Here is a 21,694-nt window from a genome sequence, read left to right on the forward strand (position 1 = left end):
AACCCACCCGAGATAACTCGGGTATCTGTTACTGAATACATAGGTAACAGAGGCGAACCGGGAGAACTGAAACATCTAAGTACCCCGAGGAAAAGAAATCAACCGAGATTCCCTCAGTAGCGGCGAGCGAACGGGGATTAGCCCTTAAGCATCTTGGAAGTTAGTGGAACGGTCCTGGAAAGGCCGGCGATACAGGGTGATAGCCCCGTACACGAAAACAACCTTGATGTGAAATCGAGTAGGGCGGGACACGTGACATCCTGTCTGAATATGGGGGGACCATCCTCCAAGGCTAAATACTCCTGACTGACCGATAGTGAACCAGTACCGTGAGGGAAAGGCGAAAAGAACCCCTGTGAGGGGAGTGAAATAGAACCTGAAACCGTGTACGTACAAGCAGTGGGAGCCCTTCGGGGTGACTGCGTACCTTTTGTATAATGGGTCAGCGACTTACATTTTGTAGCGAGGTTAACCGTATAGGGGAGCCGTAGGGAAACCGAGTCTTAACTGGGCGTCTAGTTGCAAGGTGTAGACCCGAAACCGGGTGATCTAGCCATGGGCAGGTTGAAGGTTGAGTAACATCAACTGGAGGACCGAACCCACTAACGTTGCAAAGTTAGGGGATGACCTGTGGCTGGGGGTGAAAGGCCAATCAAACTCGGAGATAGCTGGTTCTCCCCGAAAGCTATTTAGGTAGCGCCTCGGACGAATACTACTGGGGGTAGAGCACTGTTTGGGCTAGGGGGTCATCCCGACTTACCAACCCCATGCAAACTCCGAATACCAGTAAGTAATATCCGGGAGACACACGGCGGGTGCTAACGTCCGTCGTGAAGAGGGAAACAACCCAGACCGCCGGCTAAGGTCCCAAAGTTCTGGTTAAGTGGGAAACGATGTGGGAAGGCTCAGACAGCTAGGATGTTGGCTTAGAAGCAGCCATCATTTAAAGAAAGCGTAATAGCTCACTAGTCGAGTCGGCCTGCGCGGAAGATGTAACGGGGCTCAAACCAGGCACCGAAGCCGCGGATTCACACTTATGTGTGAGTGGTAGGGGAGCGTTCTGTAAGTCTGCGAAGGTGTATCGAGAGGTATGCTGGAGATATCAGAAGTGCGAATGCTGACGTAAGTAACGATAAAGGGGGTGAAAAGCCTCCTCGCCGGAAGACCAAGGGTTCCTGTCCAACGTTAATCGGGGCAGGGTGAGTCGACCCCTAAGGCGAGGCCGAAAGGCGTAGTCGATGGGAAGCAGGTTAATATTCCTGCACGACTTGTAATTGCGATGGGGGGACGGAGAAGGCTAGGTGGGCCAGGCGACGGTTGTCCTGGTGAAAGTGCGTAGGTGGTGTTTCCAGGCAAATCCGGAGACACAACACTGAGACACGAGACGAACACACTACGGTGTGGAAGCCATTGATGCCCTGCTTCCAGGAAAAGCCTCTAAGCTTCAGATTACAAGTCATCGTACCCCAAACCGACACAGGTGGTCGGGTAGAGAATACCAAGGCGCTTGAGAGAACTCGGGTGAAGGAACTAGGCAAAATAGAACCGTAACTTCGGGAGAAGGTTCGCTCCTGACAGTGAAGTCCCTTGCGGATGGAGCAGTTGGGAGTCGCAGTGACCAGATGGCTGGGACTGTTTATCAAAAACACAGCACTCTGCAAACACGAAAGTGGACGTATAGGGTGTGACACCTGCCCGGTGCCGGAAGGTTAATTGATGGGGTTAGCGCAAGCGAAGCTCTTGATCGAAGCCCCGGTAAACGGCGGCCGTAACTATAACGGTCCTAAGGTAGCGAAATTCCTTGTCGGGTAAGTTCCGACCTGCACGAATGGTGTAACCATGGCCATGCTGTCTCCACCCGAGACTCAGTGAAATCGAATTCGCCGTGAAGATGCGGTGTACCCGCGGCTAGACGGAAAGACCCCGTGAACCTTTACTACAGCTTGGCACTGAACATTGAACCTACATGTGTAGGATAGGTGGGAGGCTTTGAAGGCGTGACGCCAGTTGCGCTGGAGCCGTCCTTGAAATACCACCCTTGTATGTTTGATGTTCTAACGCAGGGCCCTGAATCGGGCTCGCGGACAGTGCCTGGTGGGTAGTTTGACTGGGGCGGTCTCCTCCCAAAGAGTAACGGAGGAGCACGAAGGTTGGCTAATCCTGGTCGGACATCAGGAGGTTAGTGCAATGGCATAAGCCAGCTTAACTGCGAGACGGACAGGTCGAGCAGGTACGAAAGTAGGTCATAGTGATCCGGTGGTTCTGAATGGAAGGGCCATCGCTCAACGGATAAAAGGTACTCCGGGGATAACAGGCTGATACCGCCCAAGAGTTCATATCGACGGCGGTGTTTGGCACCTCGATGTCGGCTCATCACATCCTGGGGCTGAAGTCGGTCCCAAGGGTATGGCTGTTCGCCATTTAAAGTGGTACGCGAGCTGGGTTCAGAACGTCGTGAGACAGTTCGGTCCCTATCTGCCGTGGGCGTTGGATGATTGAAGGGAGTTGCTCCTAGTACGAGAGGACCGGAGTGAACGAACCTCTGGTGTTCGGGTTGTCACGCCAGTGGCACTGCCCGGTAGCTAAGTTCGGAATCGATAACCGCTGAAAGCATCTAAGCGGGAAGCGAGCCCTGAGATGAGTCATCCCTGACCCCTTGAGGGTCCTAAAGGGCCGTTGGAGACCACAACGTTGATAGGTGGGGTGTGTAAGCGCAGTGATGTGTTGAGCTAACCCATACTAATTACCCGTGAGGCTTAACCATACAACACCCAAGAAGTGTTCTAAGGCTTGTAACAGATACCAAGCGAACTACTAATTCAGTGATAATGACCTAGTCGTTATTCACGTCAGCTTTCTAGATTAAGAATTTGCCTGGCGGCCATAGCGCCGTGGAACCACCTGATCCCATGCCGAACTCAGAAGTGAAACGCGGTAGCGCCGATGGTAGTGTGGCATTCGCCATGCGAGAGTAGGACACTGCCAGGCACCCAATTTCAAGATTACGCCCAGCGTGGTCTTTACCGGTTAGTGTGCTGATATGGCTCAGTCGGTAGAGCGCATCCTTGGTAAGGATGAGGTCCCCAGTTCGATTCTGGGTATCAGCACCATTAAATAGAAAGCCTCCCTGAAAAGGGAGGCTTTTTTGCATCTGTCATTTTTATGATATCCCCTTACATTCCCTATTCCCGCAACCCCCTCTGCTTGCAGCCGACACTGTTTATCTGCTGGTTTGAGTCCTAATGTGTTACTCATTTGACTGCTATTGATGGTTTTATCCAGTGATTTAACCATGATTGATTGACGTAAAACGTTTTACATGTAAAATCCGGCGCGTTTTGCCTATTACGTGGAGAGAGAGCATGGCGCAGGATAACGAATACTGTTTGGGGGCGGTACCCGCCAAAGGGCGCAAAGGTGTGTTGTCGCTGATGCTGGTGATGCTCGGCCTGACCTTCTTCTCTGCCAGCATGTGGACCGGTGGTGCGCTTGGTACCGGGCTGGTATTCGATGACTTCATCAAGGCGGTACTTATCGGCAACTTGTTGCTGGGTATCTACACCGCTTGTCTCGGTTATATCGGTGCCTCAACCGGCCTCTCTACCCATCTGCTGGCTCGTTACTCCTTTGGGGTGAAAGGTTCCTGGCTGCCATCCCTGCTGCTCGGCGGTACTCAGGTCGGCTGGTTTGGCGTTGGCGTGGCGATGTTTGCCCTGCCGGTGCAGAAGGCGACCGGCATAGATGTGAACTGGCTGATCGCCATTTCGGGCATGTTGATGACGGTGACCGTCTACTTCGGCATCTCCGCCCTGATGGTGCTGAGCTTTGTGGCCGTGCCGGCCATTGCACTGCTTGGCGGCTACTCGGTCTGGCTGGCGGTGACCTCGACCGGTGGCATGGCTGCACTGCAGCAGGTACAACCAAGCAATCCCATCGAGTTCACCACGGCGTTGACCATGGTGGTTGGTTCCTTTATCAGTGCAGGAACCCTGACCGCCGACTTTGTCCGATTTGGTCGCAAACCCTGGGGCGCCGTCATGATTACCATGGTGGCGTTTTTTTTGGGCAATACGCTAATGTTCGTCTTCGGCGCAGCCGGTGCGGCGGTGACCGGTCAGGCCGATATCTCGGAAGTGATGCTGATGCAGGGACTGCTGATCCCCGCCATTCTGGTGTTGGGCCTCAATATCTGGACCACCAACGACAACGCGCTCTATGCCTCCGGCCTCGGTTTTGCCAACATTACCGGCCTCAAGAGCAAGCGGCTCAGCGTGATCAACGGGCTCATCGGTACGGCTTGCGCCCTCTGGCTTTACAACAACTTTGTCGGCTGGCTGGCCTTTTTGAGTACGGCAATTCCGCCGATCGGTGGCATTATCATCATGGATTTCCTGCTCAATCGTGAGCGTTACCGTCAATTTGCCGATCAGCAGTTCGAGACGGTGCGCTGGCAGGCGCTGGTCGCCACGGCAGTCGGGGTGGCTGTCGGCAAGTGGCTGCCGGGCATAGTGCCACTCAACGCGGTATTGGGCGCCGCCTTCACCTATTTCATTCTGGTTCGCCTCACCCAGCAGCCGGTTCTGGTACAGGAAGCTAATAAATGCTGATTCAACATATTCGTTTGGCCGGTCGGGAAGGGTTGTGGCAGATCCGCTGTCAGGATGGGGTCATCACCGCCATCGAACCCCATGACGAACATGCCGTCGCCGGTCGGGTGCTGGACGGGGAGGGCGGTCTGGCGATCGCCCCCTTTATCGAACCCCACATTCACCTCGATACCACCCAGACGGCCGGTGAGCCGAGCTGGAATCTCTCCGGCACTCTGTTCGAGGGGATCGAGCGCTGGGCCGAGCGCAAGGCGCTGCTGACTCATGAGGATGTGAAACAGCGTGCCATCCAGACGCTGAAGTGGCAGATCGCTAACGGCATCCAGTTCGTCCGAACTCACGTCGATGTCTCCGACCCCAATCTGGTGGCGCTCAAGGCGATGCTGGAGGTGCGGGAGGAGATGAAGGAGTGGGTGGAGCTGCAGATCGTCGCCTTCCCGCAGGAGGGGATTCTCTCCTACCCCAACGGCAAGGCACTGCTGGAGGAGGCGCTCAAGCTGGGTGCCGACGTGATTGGCGCGATCCCTCACTTCGAGTTTACCCGGGAATATGGGGTCGAAAGTCTGCACTACATCTTCGATCTTGCCGAGAAGTATCAGGTTCTGGTCGATGTGCACTGCGATGAGATCGATGACGAGCAGTCCCGCTTTATCGAGACGCTGGCAACCCTGGCCTACGAGCGGGGTATCGGCCATCGGGTGACGGCCAGTCACACCACCGCCATGCACTCTTACAACGGCGCTTATGCTTCCCGCCTGTTCCGGCTGCTGAAGATGGCGGACATCAACTTCGTGGCCAATCCGCTGGTGAACATTCACCTGCAGGGACGGTTCGATACCTATCCCAAACGTCGCGGTATTACCCGGGTGAAAGAGATGCTGGAGGCGAACATCAACGTCTGCTTCGGTCACGACGACGTGTTCGATCCCTGGTATCCCATGGGCACCGCCAACATGTTGCAGGTGCTGCACATGGGGCTCCATGTCTGCCAGATCATGGGCTACGAGCAGATCAACGACGGCTTGAAGCTGATCAGCAGCCACAGCGCCCGCACCCTGAACGTGCAGGATCGCTATGGCATCGAGGTGGGCAAACCGGCCAACCTGTTGATCCTGCCTGCCGAGAATGGCTTCGATGCGGTGCGCCGTCAGGTGCCGGTGCGTTACTCGATCCGCCACGGCAAGGTGATTGCCCAGACCCGTCCGGCCCAGACCGAAATCGTGCTGGGTCAGCCCGAGCCCATCGATTTTCGCCGCTGAGATTTCAATCAGGCTGGATGACGATTAGTTCCGCCTCTGGGCACAAGGGCCGCCATTGCGACATAATGGCGGCCTGACCCTGAGGGAGTGACACCATGCAAACCTGGTTCTATGTTGCTGCAGGGGGCGCCATCGGCGCCTGCCTTCGTTTTGGGATTGCCGAACTGATGGCCTTGCTGCTGGGGCGCCACTTTCCTTACGGGACTCTGGTGGTCAACGTGGTGGGCTCTTTCATCATGGGGGTGGCGTTCGCCCTCATCAGTCATGGTCATGTGGTAGAACACCCGATGAAGCCGCTGCTGATGGTGGGGATCCTCGGTGCCCTGACCACGTTTTCTTCCTTTGCCCTCGATACGATAGTGCTGGCCCAGCATGGGGCCTATCTGAAAGCGCTGCTCAATATCGGTCTCAATCTCTTCCTCTGTCTGGCCATGGTGGTGCTGGGCATGCAGTTGGTTGCGAGCCGGGTTTAAGGTGTCCGGACGCCAGTGGCTCTGGTAAACTGGCGGCCATTCTTTGCTCTATGGGTGTTTAAGGGATGTCAGAACAAGCAACGACAACGCATTTTGGCTTTAAAACCGTGGCCGCGACCGAGAAGGAAACTCTGGTAGCAGGTGTCTTCCATTCGGTGGCAGCCAAGTATGATCTGATGAACGATCTGATGTCGTTCGGCATCCACCGCCTGTGGAAGCGCTTCACCATCGACTGTTCCGGTGTGCGCAAGGGCCAGAAGGTGCTGGATCTGGCCGGTGGTACCGGTGACTTGACCGCCAAGTTCTCCCGCATCGTCGGCGAGACCGGTCAGGTGGTGCTGGCGGATATCAACGACTCCATGCTGAAAGTGGGCCGCGACAAGCTGCGCAATCTGGGGGTCGCCAACAACGTTTCCTACGTGCAGGCCAATGCCGAGGCGCTCCCCTTCCCGGATAACCACTTCGACGTCATCACCATCGGCTTCGGCCTGCGCAACGTCACCGACAAGGACAAGGCGCTCGCCTCCATGTTCCGGGTGCTCAAGCCGGGTGGCCGTCTGCTGGTGCTGGAGTTCTCCAAGCCGGTCAGTGAAGTGATCGCCAAGCTCTATGACCTCTACTCCTTCAAACTGCTGCCGAAAATGGGCGAAATCGTCGCGAACGACAGTGAAAGCTACAAATATCTGGCAGAGTCTATTCGTATGCACCCGGATCAGCAGACCCTGGCTGGCATGATGGAAAATGTCGGTTTCGAGCAGGTGGAGTACTTCAATCTGACTCAGGGTGTGGTCGCCCTGCACCGCGGTTACAAGTTTTAAGGTTGCCTATGCCGATGGATGCCATGGTCACCGCGGTGATCGAAACCAGCCTCAACCAGTTGCTGGCGCTGGACAAACAGAGCCCGGAGCGGCTGCGCAAACTGGTGGGCAAGGTGCTCAAGCTGGAGCTGCGTGAACTCAAGCCGCTCTGGTTCGTCTTCTCCGAGCGTCGACTGGATGTGCTGGCCCAGCATGAAGGGGAGGCCGATGCGGTGCTCAGTCTCTCCTTGACCGCCCTCGGTCTGCTGAAAGACCCGTCCGCCCTGACCCGTTATATCCGCGAGGAGAAGCTGGATCTGAGCGGTGATCCCCAGCTGGTACAGGCATTCAGCGTGCTGCTGGGTGAGCTGGATATCGACTGGGAGGAGGAGCTGTCGCGCTATACCGGCGACGTGCTGGCCCACACCCTGTTCAGTGGTGCCCGTCAGGCGCGTCGTCTGGTCGGCCGCGAACTGTGCCGCACCCGCAGCCAGCTGGCGGAATATCTGACCGAAGAGGCCCGCCTCGCCCCCGGCCCGCTGGAAGTGGCGAGTTTCAACGATGACGTCGAGGTGCTGGCCCAGCAGCTCAAGGCCGTCGAACTGCGGCTGGCCCGCTTTGAACAGCAGGTGACCTGATGACCCCGAAGGAGTTCAAACGCCTCTATCGCATCATCACCATCCTGCTGGAGCAGGGCATCGACGAACTGGTGCCCGCCCGCTATCAACCCTGGCCGGGTCGTCTGGCCCGTCGCTCCCTGTTCTGGCTCAAGAACAAACAACCGGATCTCAGCCGCGGTGCCCGCATCCGCCTCGCCTTCGAGGCCCTTGGCCCCATCTTCATCAAGTTTGGCCAGATGCTCTCGACCCGCCGCGACCTGTTGCCGCCAGATATCGCCGAAGAGCTGGCCCTGCTGCAAAACAGGGTGCCCCCCTTCTGTGGTCAGGCGGCGCGCCAGCAGATCGAGCTGAGCCTGGGTTGTCCCATCGAAACCCTGTTTGACGACTTCGACGAGACGCCGCTGGCATCGGCCTCCATCGCGCAGGTGCATACCGCCCGCCTGAAGGAGAGTGGCCGCGAGATTGTCATCAAGGTGATCCGTCCCGACATCGAGCCGGTCATCGAGGCTGACCTGCGGTTGATGCAGGCGCTGGCCCGTCTGGTGGCCCGCTTCGTGCCCCAGAGCGCGCGACTGCGCCCCATCGAGGTGGTGGAGGAGTATCGCAAGACCATCCTCGACGAGCTGAATCTGATGCGCGAAGCGGCCAACGCCATCCAGCTACGGCGCAATTTCACCGGCTCTGAGGCGCTATATGTGCCTGAAATCATTACCGACCTCTGCCGCGAGCAGGTGCTGGTGATGGAGCGCATCTACGGTATTCCGGTCTCCGACATTCCTGCGCTGGAAGCCAACGGCACCAACATGAAGCTGCTGGCCGAGCGCGGGGTCGAGGTTTTCTTCACCCAGGTGTTCCGCGACAGCTTCTTCCATGCCGATATGCACCCGGGCAACATCTTCGTCTCTTACGAACATCCGGAAAACCCGCTCTGGATCGGCATCGACTGCGGTATCGTCGGTACCCTCAATCGGGAAGACAAGCGCTATCTGGCTGAGAACTTCCTCGCCTTCTTCAATCGCGACTATCGCCGGGTGGCAGAGCTGCACGTGGAGTCGGGCTGGGTACCGGCAGACACCAAGGTAGATGAGTTCGAGTTCGCCATTCGCACCGTGCTGGAGCCCATCTTCGAGAAGCCGCTCTCCGAGATCTCGTTCGGTCACGTGCTGCTCAACCTGTTCAACACAGCGCGTCGCTTCCATATGACGGTGCAGCCGCAGCTGGTGCTGCTGCAAAAGACCCTGCTCTATGTGGAAGGGTTGGGGCGTCAGCTCTACCCGCAGCTCGATTTGTGGCAGACCGCCAAGCCGTTCCTCGAGAACTGGATGCACGAACAGGTCGGGCCCAAGTCGGTATTGAACGCCATCAAGGAGAAGGCGCCATTCTGGGCGGAGAAGCTGCCGGAGCTGCCGGAGCTGGTCTATGAGACTCTGCGTCAGACTCGCCATCAGCAGCGTCATTTCGACCAGATGTTTGCCGAGTTCCGCCGTCACAGCCGTCGGCAGGGGCAGGCCCGCTACCTCTTAGGGGTTGGAGCCAGCCTGCTATTGGTGGGTGTATTCTTGCTGACCCAAAAACAACACATTGAGTGGGGACAAGCCAGTCTCGCCGGTGCAGCCCTCTGCTGGCTGGTCGGCTGGTTGCGAACCCGTTCCCATTAATCAACAACCGCGCCGTCAGGCGCCTGTTCTGGAGAGAAAATCATGGGTGGTATCAGTATTTGGCAATTGTTGATCATTGCAGTCATCGTCGTGCTGCTGTTCGGTACCAAGAAACTGCGCGGCATTGGCGGTGATCTGGGCGCGGCGGTCAAAGGGTTCAAGAAAGCCCTCTCCGACGAGCCGGCTGATGCCAAGGCCGAGCAGAAAGATGCCGAGTTTCCCCCGAAACAGCTGAACGAAGCGGCCACTCAGAGCAGTGAGACCGCCAAACAGAAAGACAAAGACCAGGCCTAAGCCATGTTCGATATCGGTTTTTGGGAGCTGGTCGTTATCGGTGTGGTAGCACTGGTGGTACTGGGGCCCGAGCGGCTGCCGGTTGCCATCCGCACGGCTACCCACTGGATCCGCCTCATTCGTTCGACCGCGAACTCGGTCAAGTCCGAGCTGGAGCAGGAGCTCAAGTTGCAAGAGCTGCATAACGACCTCAAGAAGGCGGAACAGTTGCAGATGAGCAACCTGAGCCCCGAGCTGCAGGAGTCCATCGAACAGCTCAAGGCGGCGGCCCAGTCGGTCAATCGCCCCTATCAGGTGGAGAACGAGATCCGTCCGCCGCGCCCCGAGCCAGTCGCCCAGGCTGAGCCTGCCACGCCGGTTGAGCCTGCGGTGCAACTGAGCCACGACGTGCCGCCGGTCAACAGCCAGCGGGAGAGCGAGCCTGTGCCGGTCAGCGACTCCGCAGTAAAAGGGGAGGTGAAGCCATGAGTCAGGCCGAACAACCCCTGATCAGCCATCTGGTTGAGCTGAGAACCCGTTTGTTGCGCTCCATTACCGCCATCCTCGTGGTGTTTCTGGCACTGATCTACTTCTCCAACAACATCTACGACTTCGTGGCCCAGCCGCTGCTCAGCCAGCTGCCGGAAGGGACCAGCATGATCGCGACGGATGTGGCGACCCCCTTCCTGACGCCGATCAAGCTGACGCTGGTGGTCTCCTTCTTCGTGGCGATCCCCTATCTGCTCTATCAGGCCTGGGCCTTTATCGCCCCCGGTCTGTACCAGCATGAGCGGCGGCTGATCATGCCGCTGGTGGTCTCCAGTGCCCTGCTGTTCTATGCGGGCATGGCGTTCGCCTACTACGTGGTGTTCCCGCTGGTGTTCGGTTTCTTCACCAGCACAGCACCCGCAGGGGTGACGGTGGCGACCGACATCGCCAGCTATCTGGACTTCGTACTGACCCTGTTCTTCGCGTTCGGGGTGGCGTTCGAAATTCCGGTGGCGACCATACTGCTCTGCTGGACTGGCGTGACCACACCGCAAAACCTGAAGGAGAAACGTCCCTACGTTGTCGTCGGGGTGTTTGTGGTCGGCATGCTGCTGACGCCGCCTGATGTCTTCTCCCAGACCCTGCTCGCCATCCCGATGTGGGCGCTGTGGGAGATAGGTCTGTTCTTTGCCCGCTTCTACGTGAAGAAAGAAGATGAAGAGCAACAGGAACAACCGGATGGGGAGAGCTGAGGCTCTGTTCGTCACCTGTTTGCCGGACGGCGAGAGGATGACGAAGTCCGCTGGAACAGCAGAGCGAGGGGAGCTGAGGCTCCCTTCCTCTTTTCATGCTCCCGTTCGAGGCGTATGGTAAGACCCCATTCGGTAGATGGTTTTCAAATACCTGATATGTATTCCTTTTGTTCGGAACGTCTCATTCCATGATCGATATCGGTTTAAACCTGACCAGCAGCCAGTTCGCCGGTGAACAGCCTGAGCTGGTGGCCCGTGCCCGCGCCGCCGGAGTGGAAGCGCTGATCCTCACCGGTACCGATCTGGCTGGCAGCCGCGAGAGCGCTGAGTTGGCCGCCCACTGGCCGGGCTACTGCTTCTCCACCGCCGGGGTACATCCCCACGATGCCAAGAGTGTCGATGAGGCGACCCTGCCCGCCTTGCGCGAGCTGGCGGCGCTGCCGCAGGTGGTGGCTATTGGCGAGTGCGGCCTCGACTACAACCGCGACTTCTCCCCCCGCCCGGTGCAGGATGCGGTATTCGACGCCCAGCTGGCACTGGCTGCCGAACTCGGGATGCCGGTTTTTCTCCACTGCCGCGATGCGCACGCCCGTTTTATCGAGATCCTCCGTCCCTGGTTGCCGAAACTACCGGGAGCCGTGCTGCACTGCTTCACAGGCTGCGATGAGGAGCTGGACGAGTGTCTGGCGTTGGGGCTGCATATCGGGGTGACCGGCTGGCTCTGCGACGAGCGCCGCGGCCAGCTGCTGCGCGAGCAGGTGGCCCGCATTCCGGCCGGCCGCCTGATGATCGAGACCGACGCCCCCTATCTGGTGCCGCGCGATCTGAAACCGCGCCCGAAACGCAACGAACCCGCTTTTTTGCCGCACATCGCCCAGGTGGTGGCGGCCTGTCGTGGTGAAGCGCCCGAGGCCTTGCTGGCCCACACCCGGGCCACCTCCGCCGCGTTCTTCCAACTTCCTCTCCAGGAGTGATTCATGGCTACAACTCTTCCGGGCGCCTTTCCGGGTCGCCGCCTGCGCCGTCTGCGCAAACATGATTTCAGCCGTCGTCTGGTGCGCGAGAACGTACTGACCGTCAACGATCTCATCTATCCGGTGTTTGTGCTGGAGGGGGAGAACCGTCGGGAAGCCGTTCCCTCCATGCCGGGGGTGGAGCGTCTCTCCATCGATCTGCTGCTGGAGGAAGCCGCTGAACTGGTGGAGCTGGGCGTACCTGCTATTGCCCTGTTCCCGGTCACCCCGCTGGAGAGCAAGAGCCTGATGGCGGAAGAGGCCTACAACCCGAACGGGCTGGCCCAGCGCACCGTGCGTGCCCTCAAGGCCCGCTTCCCGGAGCTGGGGGTGATCACCGACGTGGCACTCGATCCGTTCACCACCCACGGGCAGGACGGCATCATCGATGACGAAGGCTATGTACTGAACGACATCACCACCGAGATCCTGATCAAGCAGGCGCTCTCCCATGCCGAGGCCGGGGTCGATATAGTCGCGCCGTCTGACATGATGGATGGCCGCATCGGTGCCATCCGCGCCGCGCTGGAAGAGAACGGCTTCATCAACACCCAGATCATGGCCTACTCCGCCAAGTACGCCTCCTGCTACTACGGCCCGTTCCGCGACGCGGTGGGCTCTGCCGGGAATCTCGGCAAGAGCAACAAGGCCACCTATCAGATGGATCCGGCCAACAGTAACGAAGCCCTGCACGAAGTGGCGCTGGATATTCAGGAAGGGGCCGACAGCGTGATGGTCAAGCCGGGCATGCCCTATCTGGACGTGGTTCGTCAGGTGAAGGATCAGTTCGGCGTGCCGACTTTCGCCTATCAGGTCAGCGGCGAGTACGCCATGCACATGGCGGCGATCCAGAACGGCTGGCTGAAAGAGAAGGAGACCATCATGGAGTCTCTACTCTGCTTCAAGCGGGCCGGAGCCGATGGCATCCTCACCTACTTCGCCAAGCGCGTAGCGCAGTGGCTGAAGGAAGATGCCCGTTAAGCCGGGTTGAAGAGATAAACGAGAGGGGGAGCCGATGGCTCCCCCTCTGTCGTTATGGCTCTCTTTTGGTCACGAGCGGCTGATTACAGCTTGATCCAGGCATCGCTCCAGTGGCTGCCGGTACCCGGTGCATAGTGGCTGGTCGAGCCGCCACACCAGCCACTGTAGGGCCAGGGTTTGCACTCGTAGTCGCCACCGGCATTGCTGACCCGTTCGCCACTCTGATAAGCGGTGCCCGCAACATAGGTCGGGTAGCTGCCGTTACCACCGTCACTGTCACCACCCGGTGCCTGTTCCACCAACGCCAGGGTGAAGCGGCGCTCGAAGCCCTGCTTGCTCCCCTCAGCCATGCCCGCCAGCAACAGCTCGTAACTGCCGGCCGCTAGGCCAGACTGTGCCAGCTGCAGGGAACCCTGACCATCGATCAGGGAGCTGCCGGTGGCGACCGGATTGCCATCCTGCAACAGGGTCGCGGTGACGGTCACCGGGTTGGCGGTGGTCAGCGTCAGGCTGAAGTCGAGCGCGCCGTTGACGATGAGATATTCGGACGCCAGATCGGTGACGGTGAAGTCACTGCTGCTACCGGTCGTGGGCAGGATGAAGTCCCCGCTCAGGTAGGTCAGACCGGTCCAGCCGGAGCTGGTCAGCCAGTGCTTGCCATTGGTCTGATAGACGTTGGGCAACTGGGTGCACTGTTTGTTGTCATTGACGAAGCCGATACCGTAAAAGCCCGCCACATTCTTGTAGCAGAGCTGGCGACCATTCTGGTGCAGCACTGGCTGATCCAGCTTGCCCTTGTGGTGGAGTGACAGCCAGTCAAACTGGTTGATGGCCGAGACCAGCGGCACAAACTGGCCATCGGGCTGACGATAACGGATCAGGGGTCCGGCATCACAGAGCAGACCATCAGCCTGCTGTTCGACGTAGCCGTAGTACTGCTCGCCATCCTGGAAGATGAACCGGCAGAGATTGCCTTTCTCCGACTCCTTGGGGATCCAGCCCATCAGCAGTCGCTCCTGATTGTTCAGGGCTGCCAGCTGCCCGGCACTGAAGTCGCTGCCGTTGGCTACCCAGCCTTGCGGCATGGTGGAGAATTGCATGAAGTAGTGGTCGGTATAGTACATGTGGCTGTCAGCGCGGTGCTTGCGAGCCCCCTGGCTGACCGAGTTGTAGCGATAGATGTCGTTTTCCGGCTTGTGGAAGCCGTTGAGAGCATCGTCCAGATAGGGCAGGTCGCCCTTGCGGATATGGTAGTTGGCCATGCCCGTCATCAGGGGATGCCAGCCGTGGCTGCCACGGGCAAACGCGCTCTCATGGCTGTAGGACTTCCCATCGAAGCCGTGGCCAAATTCGTGGGCAATAATGCCCCAACTGCCGTAGTAGTGGCTGACAAAGTTAAAGGTATCGACCCCGGTGATGCCACCACTCCCCAGCCCGCCCCCCATGGCGGTGATCCCCAGGTTGAGATAGGGGCGCTTCATCAGGCTGTGGTAGTAGTAGTCATAATCGGCGGCCGTAAAGATCCCGTTCGGCACATAGCTGTTGCCGCCATTGCCGAACATCTCGTAGCCGTTCACCGCCTTGAAGTTGTACCAGACGTGTTTGAACTCCTCGGTCGAGACCATGTAGGCCAGGTTGGTGGCGATGATCAGCCACTCGCGGGCGTAGAGGGCATTGATGGGGCGCCAGGAGCCGCTGGTGTTGGTGGCGAAGCGCACGTTCCAGCTTGGCTTGAGGCGTGCCAGCTTCTGGGCAAACGGATCCGAGTTGGAGCTGAACCTGTGCTCGAACTGGGCGGGCAGATTGATGCTGTTGTCGAGCAGGTTGTTGAGATCAAACACACCATCGCGGCTGGCGCTGTTGAAGCGTCCCTGCTCGCCAAAGGCGCTCAGTGGCAGGGTGATTTGGGCATAGGCGGGCAGGCGATCGAGCTGGCCCAGGATCAGCCACTTGTTGATACCGTTCAGGCGTGACTCGATATTGATGTCATGCAGCTCTCTGGCGGCATAGTTGGTGATGCGCACCGTGTCGTTATCAAGCAGCTCGGTCTTGACCAGCGAATTGATGTTGACCGAACGCTGGGCGCGATCGATCAGCACCTCGTAGGGTTCGTCATTGCGCAGTATGTAGCTGACTGCGGCCGGCATCAGCTGATCGAAGATCAGCGGGCGAGCCGGTAACTGCTCGTCGGCCGTGAAGCTGATCTCCTTGCTCAGCAGCTGGTTGAAACCCAGGCCGCGCTCGTTGGCGGTGACAAGCGCCGAGCCCGCCAGCTGGAGATCTTTCAGCGCCGCCACGGGCTGCTGGTTGATCTCCCGAACAGTAAAGGTTGGGTTCTTGAACTGAAAGTCGTTGGCGATCAGGGTATCGACATCATGCCATTCGATGCGGTCCTTGAAGTTCACCACCAGTCGATCGCCATTCATGTCGATTTTTTGCAGATTGCTGTCTGCGATCACCTGCTCAGGCGCCAGCGGGGTGTTGCTGGCGATGGCATCAGCCAGTTTGCGCAGGTCATAGATGTAGTAGTTTTTGCCTGCGGTGTGGGCCAGGAGATAGTCACCCACCTGATGGAGTTGCACCAGACGGTGGCTGTATTTTCCTTCAAAGGCGAGCCGACCGGCGATGGGGGTCTTGAGGCTGTTCTCCGGCGTCACATCCTGCTGGCGGTAGACCTTGATCTCGCTCAGCGCATCGGCCACCAGCACGTAATCCTGATTGGCAAAGACGGCCTGGGCGCGGTGCAGGCTGTTGCTGCCGGAATCCCGACCGGTTCCCAGGGTGGTGACATGGCGATGTTCATCGGCCAGATCGAAGATATCGACCCGGTGCGAGTAGCGCGAGACCACGTAGAGCAGGTTGTTGCGGACAAACAATTCACTGACCTGGTTGTAGGCCGTGGCACTGCCGGTTTCGGTGCCGCGGATCTCGCCAATCTGCTGGCGGCTCGGGATATCGATAATGGCCACATGGCCCGGATTGCCGTTCTGGCTGACATAGAGCCGATCCTGATAGCGCTCGACCGCCGTGATCAGGCTGGCGTCCAGCCCCAGCTGGTCGGCCGTCAGCTCCTCGCCTTTGTCCAGATATTGCAGCGAGGTGGCAAACGAGTTGACGCTGCAGGAGCTGGTCTTCATCACCACACGGGTGCGTTCGCCATTCTGGATCTGGCCGTGGGGGAAGTACTCCAGCAGACAGCCGTTGCCGTAGTCATAGTTGCCAAAGCGCTTGTTGACCGCAACGACCCCACCGTCGTACCAGGTCAGCTCCCACTCCTCATCAAAGAAATCAAAGACGTTACGAATGGCTGTTTCGTCGAAAAAGTGGGGTTTGGGCAGATCGAACAGGATGTGGTTATCCGCCGTCAGCGGGTAGAGCAGGCCGTTGATGGCAAGGTGGCGCTTGCCATCCTTGATGATCACGTTCTGCTCGTCAGCCGCACTCTGATGCAGCGCGGCGAGGCGCGCCGTCATCTGTTCGTAGTGCTCCTGATAGGTTTGTTTGAAATAGGCTTGTTCGCGCTCATCGGCCACGACATGGGCCGACAGCAGAAGACCGAGCAGGGTGGCAAGCTTGGTGGTTCTTGGCATGGTGATTTCCTTATCTTGGTTGTTGTTGGACGTTTTTTTGGTGGTTGGCAAGCATGTAAAAGAGAAGGGCTAACCCGTCCGGGTCAGTGCATCCTGCCCATCGGCAGCGTGGCCGACGGGCAGGATATGGGCGGGGGCCTGTCAGCCCCCGTTAGTGGTTGGGGCAAGGTCAGAGCTTGATCCAGGCATCGCTCCAGGCGCTGCCGGTACCCGGTGCATAGTGGCTGGTCGAGCCGCCACACCAGCCGCTGTATGGCCAGGGTTTGCACTCGTAGTTGCCACCGGCATTACTTACCCGATCACCGGCCTGATAGCCGGTGTTGGGGGCATAGGCCGGGTAGTCACCTTCGCTACCGCCGTTGCTCTCTTCGGTCAGCGCAACCGGGAAGCGCTGTACCACCGGCTGCTGGCCATCTGCCAGACCGGTGATGACTACTTCGTAGCTACCGTCGGTGACATTGCTGCCCTGCAGTACCAGGGTGCTGGTGCCGTTCACCTGGCTGCTGGTGGTACCGTGGCTGCGGCCGCTCTGCTCCAGAGTCGCGGTGATCTGTACCGGGTTGGCGGTGGTCAGGTTGAAGCGGATGCTGACCTGACCGTTGACTATGGTGTACTCGCTCGCCATGGCGCTGACGGTGAAGTCGCTGCTGCCTTCGGCGGGTGGCGTTGTGCCGCCGCAGTCGCTGTCGCCCTGTACGCGCCAGACGCCCCAGTCACCCGTGGTACCCGGCTCTTCGTTCTGGGTCCACCAGCCAGCCAGCCAGTTCTTGCCGTTGTGGCTGACGATGTCGCCGCCCACGTAGACCTTCTTGGCATCCCAGCTGTTTTCACAGACGGCGCCTTGCTCCCTGACGGTCACGTTGCGCTGCTGGGTTACCTGCTGACCGGCGCTGTCGCTCACCTGATAGGTGAGGGTGTAGCGGCCGACCTTGCTGCTGTCGACGTTGCCGCTGACCTTGATTTGGGCAGTCAGGTCGCCATCTTCTTCATCATGGGCGCTGACGCCGGTCATCGGATCGAAAGCGGTACCCAGTTCCAGCGTGGTGTCGGTGACACCGCTGAACACCGGCTTCATGCTGTAGACCTCGATGGTACGTACCTGCTCGGTGACGTTGTTGTCGCGATCGCTCACCTTGTAGGTGAGGGGGTAGAGGCCGATGCGCTGGCTGTCTACCGAGCCTTCTACCTGGATCTGGCCAGTCAGGTCGCCATCTTCCTTGTCGTTGGCACTGACACCTGCCAGCGGATCAAAGGCGGTACCCTGCTTGATGCGGGTATCGCTCAGGCCGCTGAACACCGGCTTGCCGTTGTCGACCGGCGGCGTGATCTCCTGATCGTGGATGAAGGGGCCGTAGCTCTTGATGAAGGATTCGTTGTAGGACTGACCAGCGGCGTTGCGGCCCATGTCCCAGTTGATGGACCAGGTCATCACGCCGCGCAGTGGTTGCCCCTCGCTCTTCAGGCGGTTGAAGGCGTTGTAGAGCTTCTGCGGATCCTGCACATAGCCGGTGGCGGCGGCATCGATGTTGGTCGGAATGCCGAACACCAGCTTGTCATGGGGAATCTTGTAGAAGCCGCGGGTTCCGTTGCTCAGCGAATCCGCCATGTAGTAGATGAACTCTTCTTTCAGGGCATCGTTGTTCTGGGCAATCCAGCCGATGCCATCGATGTAGATACCGTCGCCACCCTGGTTGTAGAACTGAGGGTTGATCCAGTCGTAGTACCCTTCCAGATTGCGGATATAGGGGATGTAGGCGCCAGTCTGGGTCAGATAGGGGAACTCCGGCGCCATGGTGATGAGGAAGTTTTTCCCCTGGGCGCGGTAGTGATCCTTGACCAGACGCAGAGCCGCCGGGATCACGGTCTGGTTGTCGGCGGCAGTGATGGCGGCCTGTTCCAGGTCGATATCCAGTCCGTCGAAGCCATAGGTCTCCACCAGACGGATGATCTCGTCGGCAAAGGCCTGCTCCTGACCCTTGCGCAGCTCGATGTGTGCATCGGCACCGCCCAGCGCCAGCAGCACGGCACGGCCCTGACGGTTCAGCTCGGCAATCTGCTCGATAAACTGGCTTTCGCTCATGCCGATGGCCGGGTCGAGCTTGAAGGTGGGGATGGGATCGCTGCCATAGACCTTCATGAAGGAGACATCGACCACGTTGTATTGCGGGTTGACCTGATCGAGCTTGACGCAGGGGGCGATACCGCCCTTGTAGCCCGAGCCGTCACACCAGTTGTGCCAATAGCCGACTACTACGCCGGACTGGGGGTTGACCATCGCCTGACCGGCACTGGCGGCATATGCCATGGGGGCGCCCATGCCGAGCAGGCAGCCAAGCAGGGATAATTTGAGTTTGTTCATCGTCTCTCCGTACGGTGCAAATGGGGCGTTGATTGTGATCGGACGTCCCCGGGGGCAGCCCCGCTGTCATAGGTGTTTTCCCTTAGACCGGTGGCTTTGCGTCGCGCCCTTTCGGGTCACTTTGCCTTTTTCACCCGATTTCTGTGCAGCACAGAGAATCAAGTGACCTGCATGGCAGGTTGCCTATGATAGATGCTTGAAAATAAATTAATCAATAGTTGGTTTTGATTCTAATTAACTGAAAAATATTGATAATTTGTTACACATCCCACATTTTATCCGTTTCCATGATTGAGCATGACGGTACTTGGCTGGCAGCTGTGGCGCCGGTAAATGGCGGCTTTTTGCCCCTTGAAAGTAGCGATAAGAGCCAAAAAAGGCCCACAGATTCATCCTGTTACTGGCTGTTGATGGCAAAACTGCAGCAACGGCAGAGATCCGGGTCGCAATGGCTGGAAAAGTACAGGGTTGCGGCGGATTCCCGCTTGATTATTGCGTGGCTTGGCCACATGTTAGAAAGCCATACAGAGCTGCTAAAGCGGTCTGTTCAAGACCAAACAAGAGGTAACCGGGATGAATAACCCTTTGCTGACAATGGATTCACTGCCCCCTTTCAGCCAGATCAAGCCGGAGCAGGTTCAGCCTGCCGTGATTCAGGCGATTGCTGACTGCAAGCAGAAGATCAGCGATGTGCTGGCCCAGCGTGATCCCCATACCTGGGATAGCCTGATTGCCCCGCTGGAAGAGGTAAATGACCGCCTGTCACGGATCTGGTCACCGGTCAGCCACCTCAACTCCGTACTCAACAGCGAAGCGCTGCGCGAGGCCCATGACGCCTGCCTGCCGCTGCTCTCCGAATTCCAGACCTATGTCGGTCAGCATGAAGGGCTCTATCAGGCCTATCTGGCCCTCTCCCAGAGCGATGATTTCCCGCTGCTCAGCGGCGCCCAGCGCAAGGAGATCCAGAATACCCTGCGTGACTTCCGCCTCTCCGGCATCGGTCTGCCTGCCGAGGCGCAGCAGCGTTACGGCGAAATTCAGGCCCGCCTCTCCGAGCTGGCATCCCGTTTCAGCAACAACGTGCTGGATGCGACCCGGGGCTGGCAAAAGCTGGTGGCCGATGAAGCCGAATTGGCCGGTCTGCCCGACAGTGTGCGTGCCGCTGCCCGTCAGATGGCTGAATTTAAAGGCAAAGAGGGGTGGCTGTTCACGCTGGATATCCCTTCCTACCTGCCGGTGATGATGTACGCGGACAACCGCGAGCTGCGCGCCGAGATGTACGAAGCCTTCACCACTCGCGCCTCCGATCAGGGCCCCAATGCGGGCAAGTGGGACAACTCCGCCATCATGAGCGAGCTGCTCACCCTGCGCCGCGAACTGGCCCAGCTGCTGGGCTTTGCCAACTATGCCGAGCTCTCCCTGGCCACCAAGATGGCGGACAAGACCGAACAGGTGGTGAGCTTCCTCACCGATCTGGCGGCCAAATCCCTGCCGCAAGGCAAGGCCGAGCTGGAGGAGATCCGTGCCTTCGCCGCCGAACAGCATGGTCAGACCGAGCTGGCAGCCTGGGATCTAGCCTACTACGCCGAGAAGCTCAAACAGCACAAGTTCTCCATCTCCGATGAGCAGCTGCGCCCCTACTTCCCCGCCAGCAAGGTGGTAAAGGGGCTGTTCGAGGTGGTGAAGCGGGTGTTCGGCATGAAGGTGCGCGAGCGCCTCGGCATCGACACCTGGCATCCGGACGTGCGCTTCTACGACATCTTCGATGCCGACGACGAGCTGCGCGGCAGCTTCTATCTCGACCTCTACGCCCGCGAGCACAAGCAGGGCGGGGCCTGGATGGATGTCTGTCTGGGCCGTCGCTACCGTCAGGATGGCTCGCTGCAAAAACCGGTGGCCTACCTGACCTGCAACTTTAACGGCCCGGTGGATGGCAAACCGGCGCTGTTCACCCACAACGAAGTGGTCACCCTGTTCCACGAGTTTGGCCACGGCATCCACCACATGCTGACCCGCATCGATGTGGCCGGTGTCGCCGGTATCAACGGCGTGGCCTGGGATGCGGTAGAGCTGCCGAGCCAGTTCCTCGAGAACTGGTGCTGGGAGTCCGAGGCGCTGGCCTTTATCTCCGGCCACTACGAGACCGGCGAGCCGTTGCCTGCCGATCTGCTGGAGAAGATGCTGACCGCCCGCAACTTCCAGGCGGCGATGCAGATGCTGCGCCAGCTGGAGTTCGCCCTGTTCGACTTCCGTCTCCATCAGGAGTTTGATCCGGCCAATCCGGCACAGCTCCCGGCGCTGCTGGATGAGGTACGCAGTCAGGTAGCAGTGATGACGCCGCCAGCGTTCAACCGCTTCCAGCACAGCTTCTCCCACATCTTCGCGGGCGGCTATGCGGCGGGCTACTACAGCTACAAGTGGGCCGAGGTGCTCTCTGCCGATGCCTTCTCCCGCTTCGAGGAGGAGGGGATCTTCAACTCGGCGACCGGCCAATCCTTCCTGAAGAATATTCTGGAGAAGGGTGGCTCGAAGGAGCCGATGGAGCTATTCCGAGCCTTCCGTGGTCGTGAGCCCAAGGTGGATGCGCTGTTGCGACACAGCGGTATTGCCGCCTGAGATTCCTGACCCGCAGCCTGTGTGAGCTTCAAGCAGGTACACTGTTTTGCGACATAGTGGGATCGAGTCGTGATTTCTGCGACAAAAAGGGACCTTTTGGTCCCTTTTTTCAAGGCTTTTTAATATCTTGCTGATTGCATATTTGCACTGCTCACAGCTCTTCAGTAGAGTCGTGTTCTAACCTTCAAGGAGAGAAAGCCACTTGCC

At 58.8% G+C, this 21,694-nt stretch carries 14 protein-coding genes, 1 tRNA gene, 2 rRNA genes and 1 riboswitch (1 of these 18 running past the window's edge); of the genes, 15 read left to right on the plus strand and 2 right to left on the minus strand.

Annotated elements, in window-relative coordinates; all coding sequences use genetic code 11:
* The 14 genes from I6L34_RS10915 to hemB form a co-directional block, all read left to right on the plus strand.
* Positions 1-2,764 (plus strand): 23S ribosomal RNA (locus I6L34_RS10915) (it extends 126 nt beyond the left edge of the window).
* Positions 2,765-2,873: 109 nt separating this feature from the next.
* A 5S ribosomal RNA gene (gene rrf / locus I6L34_RS10920) occupies positions 2,874-2,988 on the plus strand.
* Positions 2,989-3,034: 46 nt separating this feature from the next.
* A tRNA-Thr gene (locus tag I6L34_RS10925) sits at positions 3,035-3,110 on the plus strand.
* Positions 3,111-3,362: 252 nt separating this feature from the next.
* Complete coding sequence (gene codB / locus I6L34_RS10930) at positions 3,363-4,607, plus strand: cytosine permease (protein ID WP_058058790.1); 1,245 nt, start codon at positions 3,363-3,365, stop codon at positions 4,605-4,607.
* Positions 4,601-5,866: a cytosine deaminase gene (locus tag I6L34_RS10935; RefSeq protein WP_058058791.1), complete on the plus strand. Its 1,266-nt coding sequence runs from the start codon at positions 4,601-4,603 to the stop codon at positions 5,864-5,866. Before codB ends, I6L34_RS10935 begins: the two co-directional genes overlap by 7 nt.
* A 95-nt stretch (positions 5,867-5,961) precedes the next feature.
* On the plus strand, positions 5,962-6,339 hold the full coding sequence (gene crcB / locus I6L34_RS10940; RefSeq protein ID WP_216956826.1) for a fluoride efflux transporter CrcB: 378 nt from the start codon (positions 5,962-5,964) through the stop codon (positions 6,337-6,339).
* A 65-nt stretch (positions 6,340-6,404) separates the two neighbouring features.
* A complete protein-coding gene (gene ubiE, locus I6L34_RS10945; RefSeq protein WP_005342396.1) occupies positions 6,405-7,157 on the plus strand; it encodes a bifunctional demethylmenaquinone methyltransferase/2-methoxy-6-polyprenyl-1,4-benzoquinol methylase UbiE in 753 nt (250 codons plus the stop codon).
* Between the two features lie 8 nt (positions 7,158-7,165).
* Positions 7,166-7,774 (plus strand): SCP2 domain-containing protein, encoded by a 609-nt coding sequence (locus I6L34_RS10950; protein WP_005339380.1) that lies wholly within the window; start codon positions 7,166-7,168, stop codon positions 7,772-7,774.
* Positions 7,774-9,414, plus strand: coding sequence for a ubiquinone biosynthesis regulatory protein kinase UbiB (ubiB, locus tag I6L34_RS10955; protein ID WP_216956828.1), 1,641 nt, complete (start codon positions 7,774-7,776; stop codon positions 9,412-9,414). Before I6L34_RS10950 ends, ubiB begins: the two co-directional genes overlap by 1 nt.
* Positions 9,415-9,456: 42 nt before the next feature.
* Positions 9,457-9,708, plus strand: a complete 252-nt coding sequence (tatA, locus tag I6L34_RS10960) for a Sec-independent protein translocase subunit TatA (protein WP_005339385.1) — start codon at positions 9,457-9,459, stop codon at positions 9,706-9,708.
* A 3-nt stretch (positions 9,709-9,711) separates the two neighbouring features.
* Positions 9,712-10,176 carry a Sec-independent protein translocase protein TatB gene (gene tatB, locus I6L34_RS10965; protein WP_005342398.1) on the plus strand — a complete coding sequence of 155 codons (465 nt, stop codon included), beginning with the start codon at positions 9,712-9,714 and terminating at the stop codon, positions 10,174-10,176.
* Positions 10,173-10,928, plus strand: a complete 756-nt coding sequence (gene tatC / locus I6L34_RS10970) for a twin-arginine translocase subunit TatC (protein WP_005339388.1) — start codon at positions 10,173-10,175, stop codon at positions 10,926-10,928. The genes tatB and tatC overlap by 4 nt, the downstream gene beginning before the upstream one ends.
* Positions 10,929-11,116: 188 nt before the next feature.
* On the plus strand, positions 11,117-11,902 hold the full coding sequence (locus I6L34_RS10975) for a TatD family hydrolase (protein ID WP_216956830.1): 786 nt from the start codon (positions 11,117-11,119) through the stop codon (positions 11,900-11,902).
* 3 nt (positions 11,903-11,905) lie between these two features.
* A complete protein-coding gene (gene hemB / locus I6L34_RS10980) occupies positions 11,906-12,922 on the plus strand; it encodes a porphobilinogen synthase (RefSeq protein WP_005357271.1) in 1,017 nt (338 codons plus the stop codon).
* A gap of 83 nt (positions 12,923-13,005) precedes the next feature.
* Here hemB and I6L34_RS10985 read toward each other — a convergent pair whose 3' ends face one another.
* Both I6L34_RS10985 and I6L34_RS10990 read right to left on the minus strand, forming a co-directional pair.
* Positions 13,006-16,512, minus strand: a complete 3,507-nt coding sequence (locus I6L34_RS10985) for a hypothetical protein (RefSeq protein WP_216956832.1) — start codon at positions 16,510-16,512, stop codon at positions 13,006-13,008.
* 169 nt (positions 16,513-16,681) lie between these two features.
* Entirely contained in the window at positions 16,682-18,871 is a 2,190-nt protein-coding gene (locus tag I6L34_RS10990; RefSeq protein WP_058056812.1) for an immunoglobulin-like domain-containing protein, read from the minus strand.
* Between the two features lie 50 nt (positions 18,872-18,921).
* Positions 18,922-19,007, minus strand: a riboswitch (cyclic di-GMP riboswitch).
* 437 nt (positions 19,008-19,444) lie between these two features.
* On the opposite strand from I6L34_RS10990, the gene prlC reads away from it, so the two are divergent.
* Positions 19,445-21,487: an oligopeptidase A gene (gene prlC, locus I6L34_RS10995; RefSeq protein WP_075116387.1), complete on the plus strand. Its 2,043-nt coding sequence runs from the start codon at positions 19,445-19,447 to the stop codon at positions 21,485-21,487.
* Positions 21,488-21,694: the final 207 nt, after the last annotated feature.

It is taken from the genome of Aeromonas sp. FDAARGOS 1404, from assembly GCF_019047085.1.
Classification (GTDB): domain Bacteria; phylum Pseudomonadota; class Gammaproteobacteria; order Enterobacterales; family Aeromonadaceae; genus Aeromonas; species Aeromonas veronii.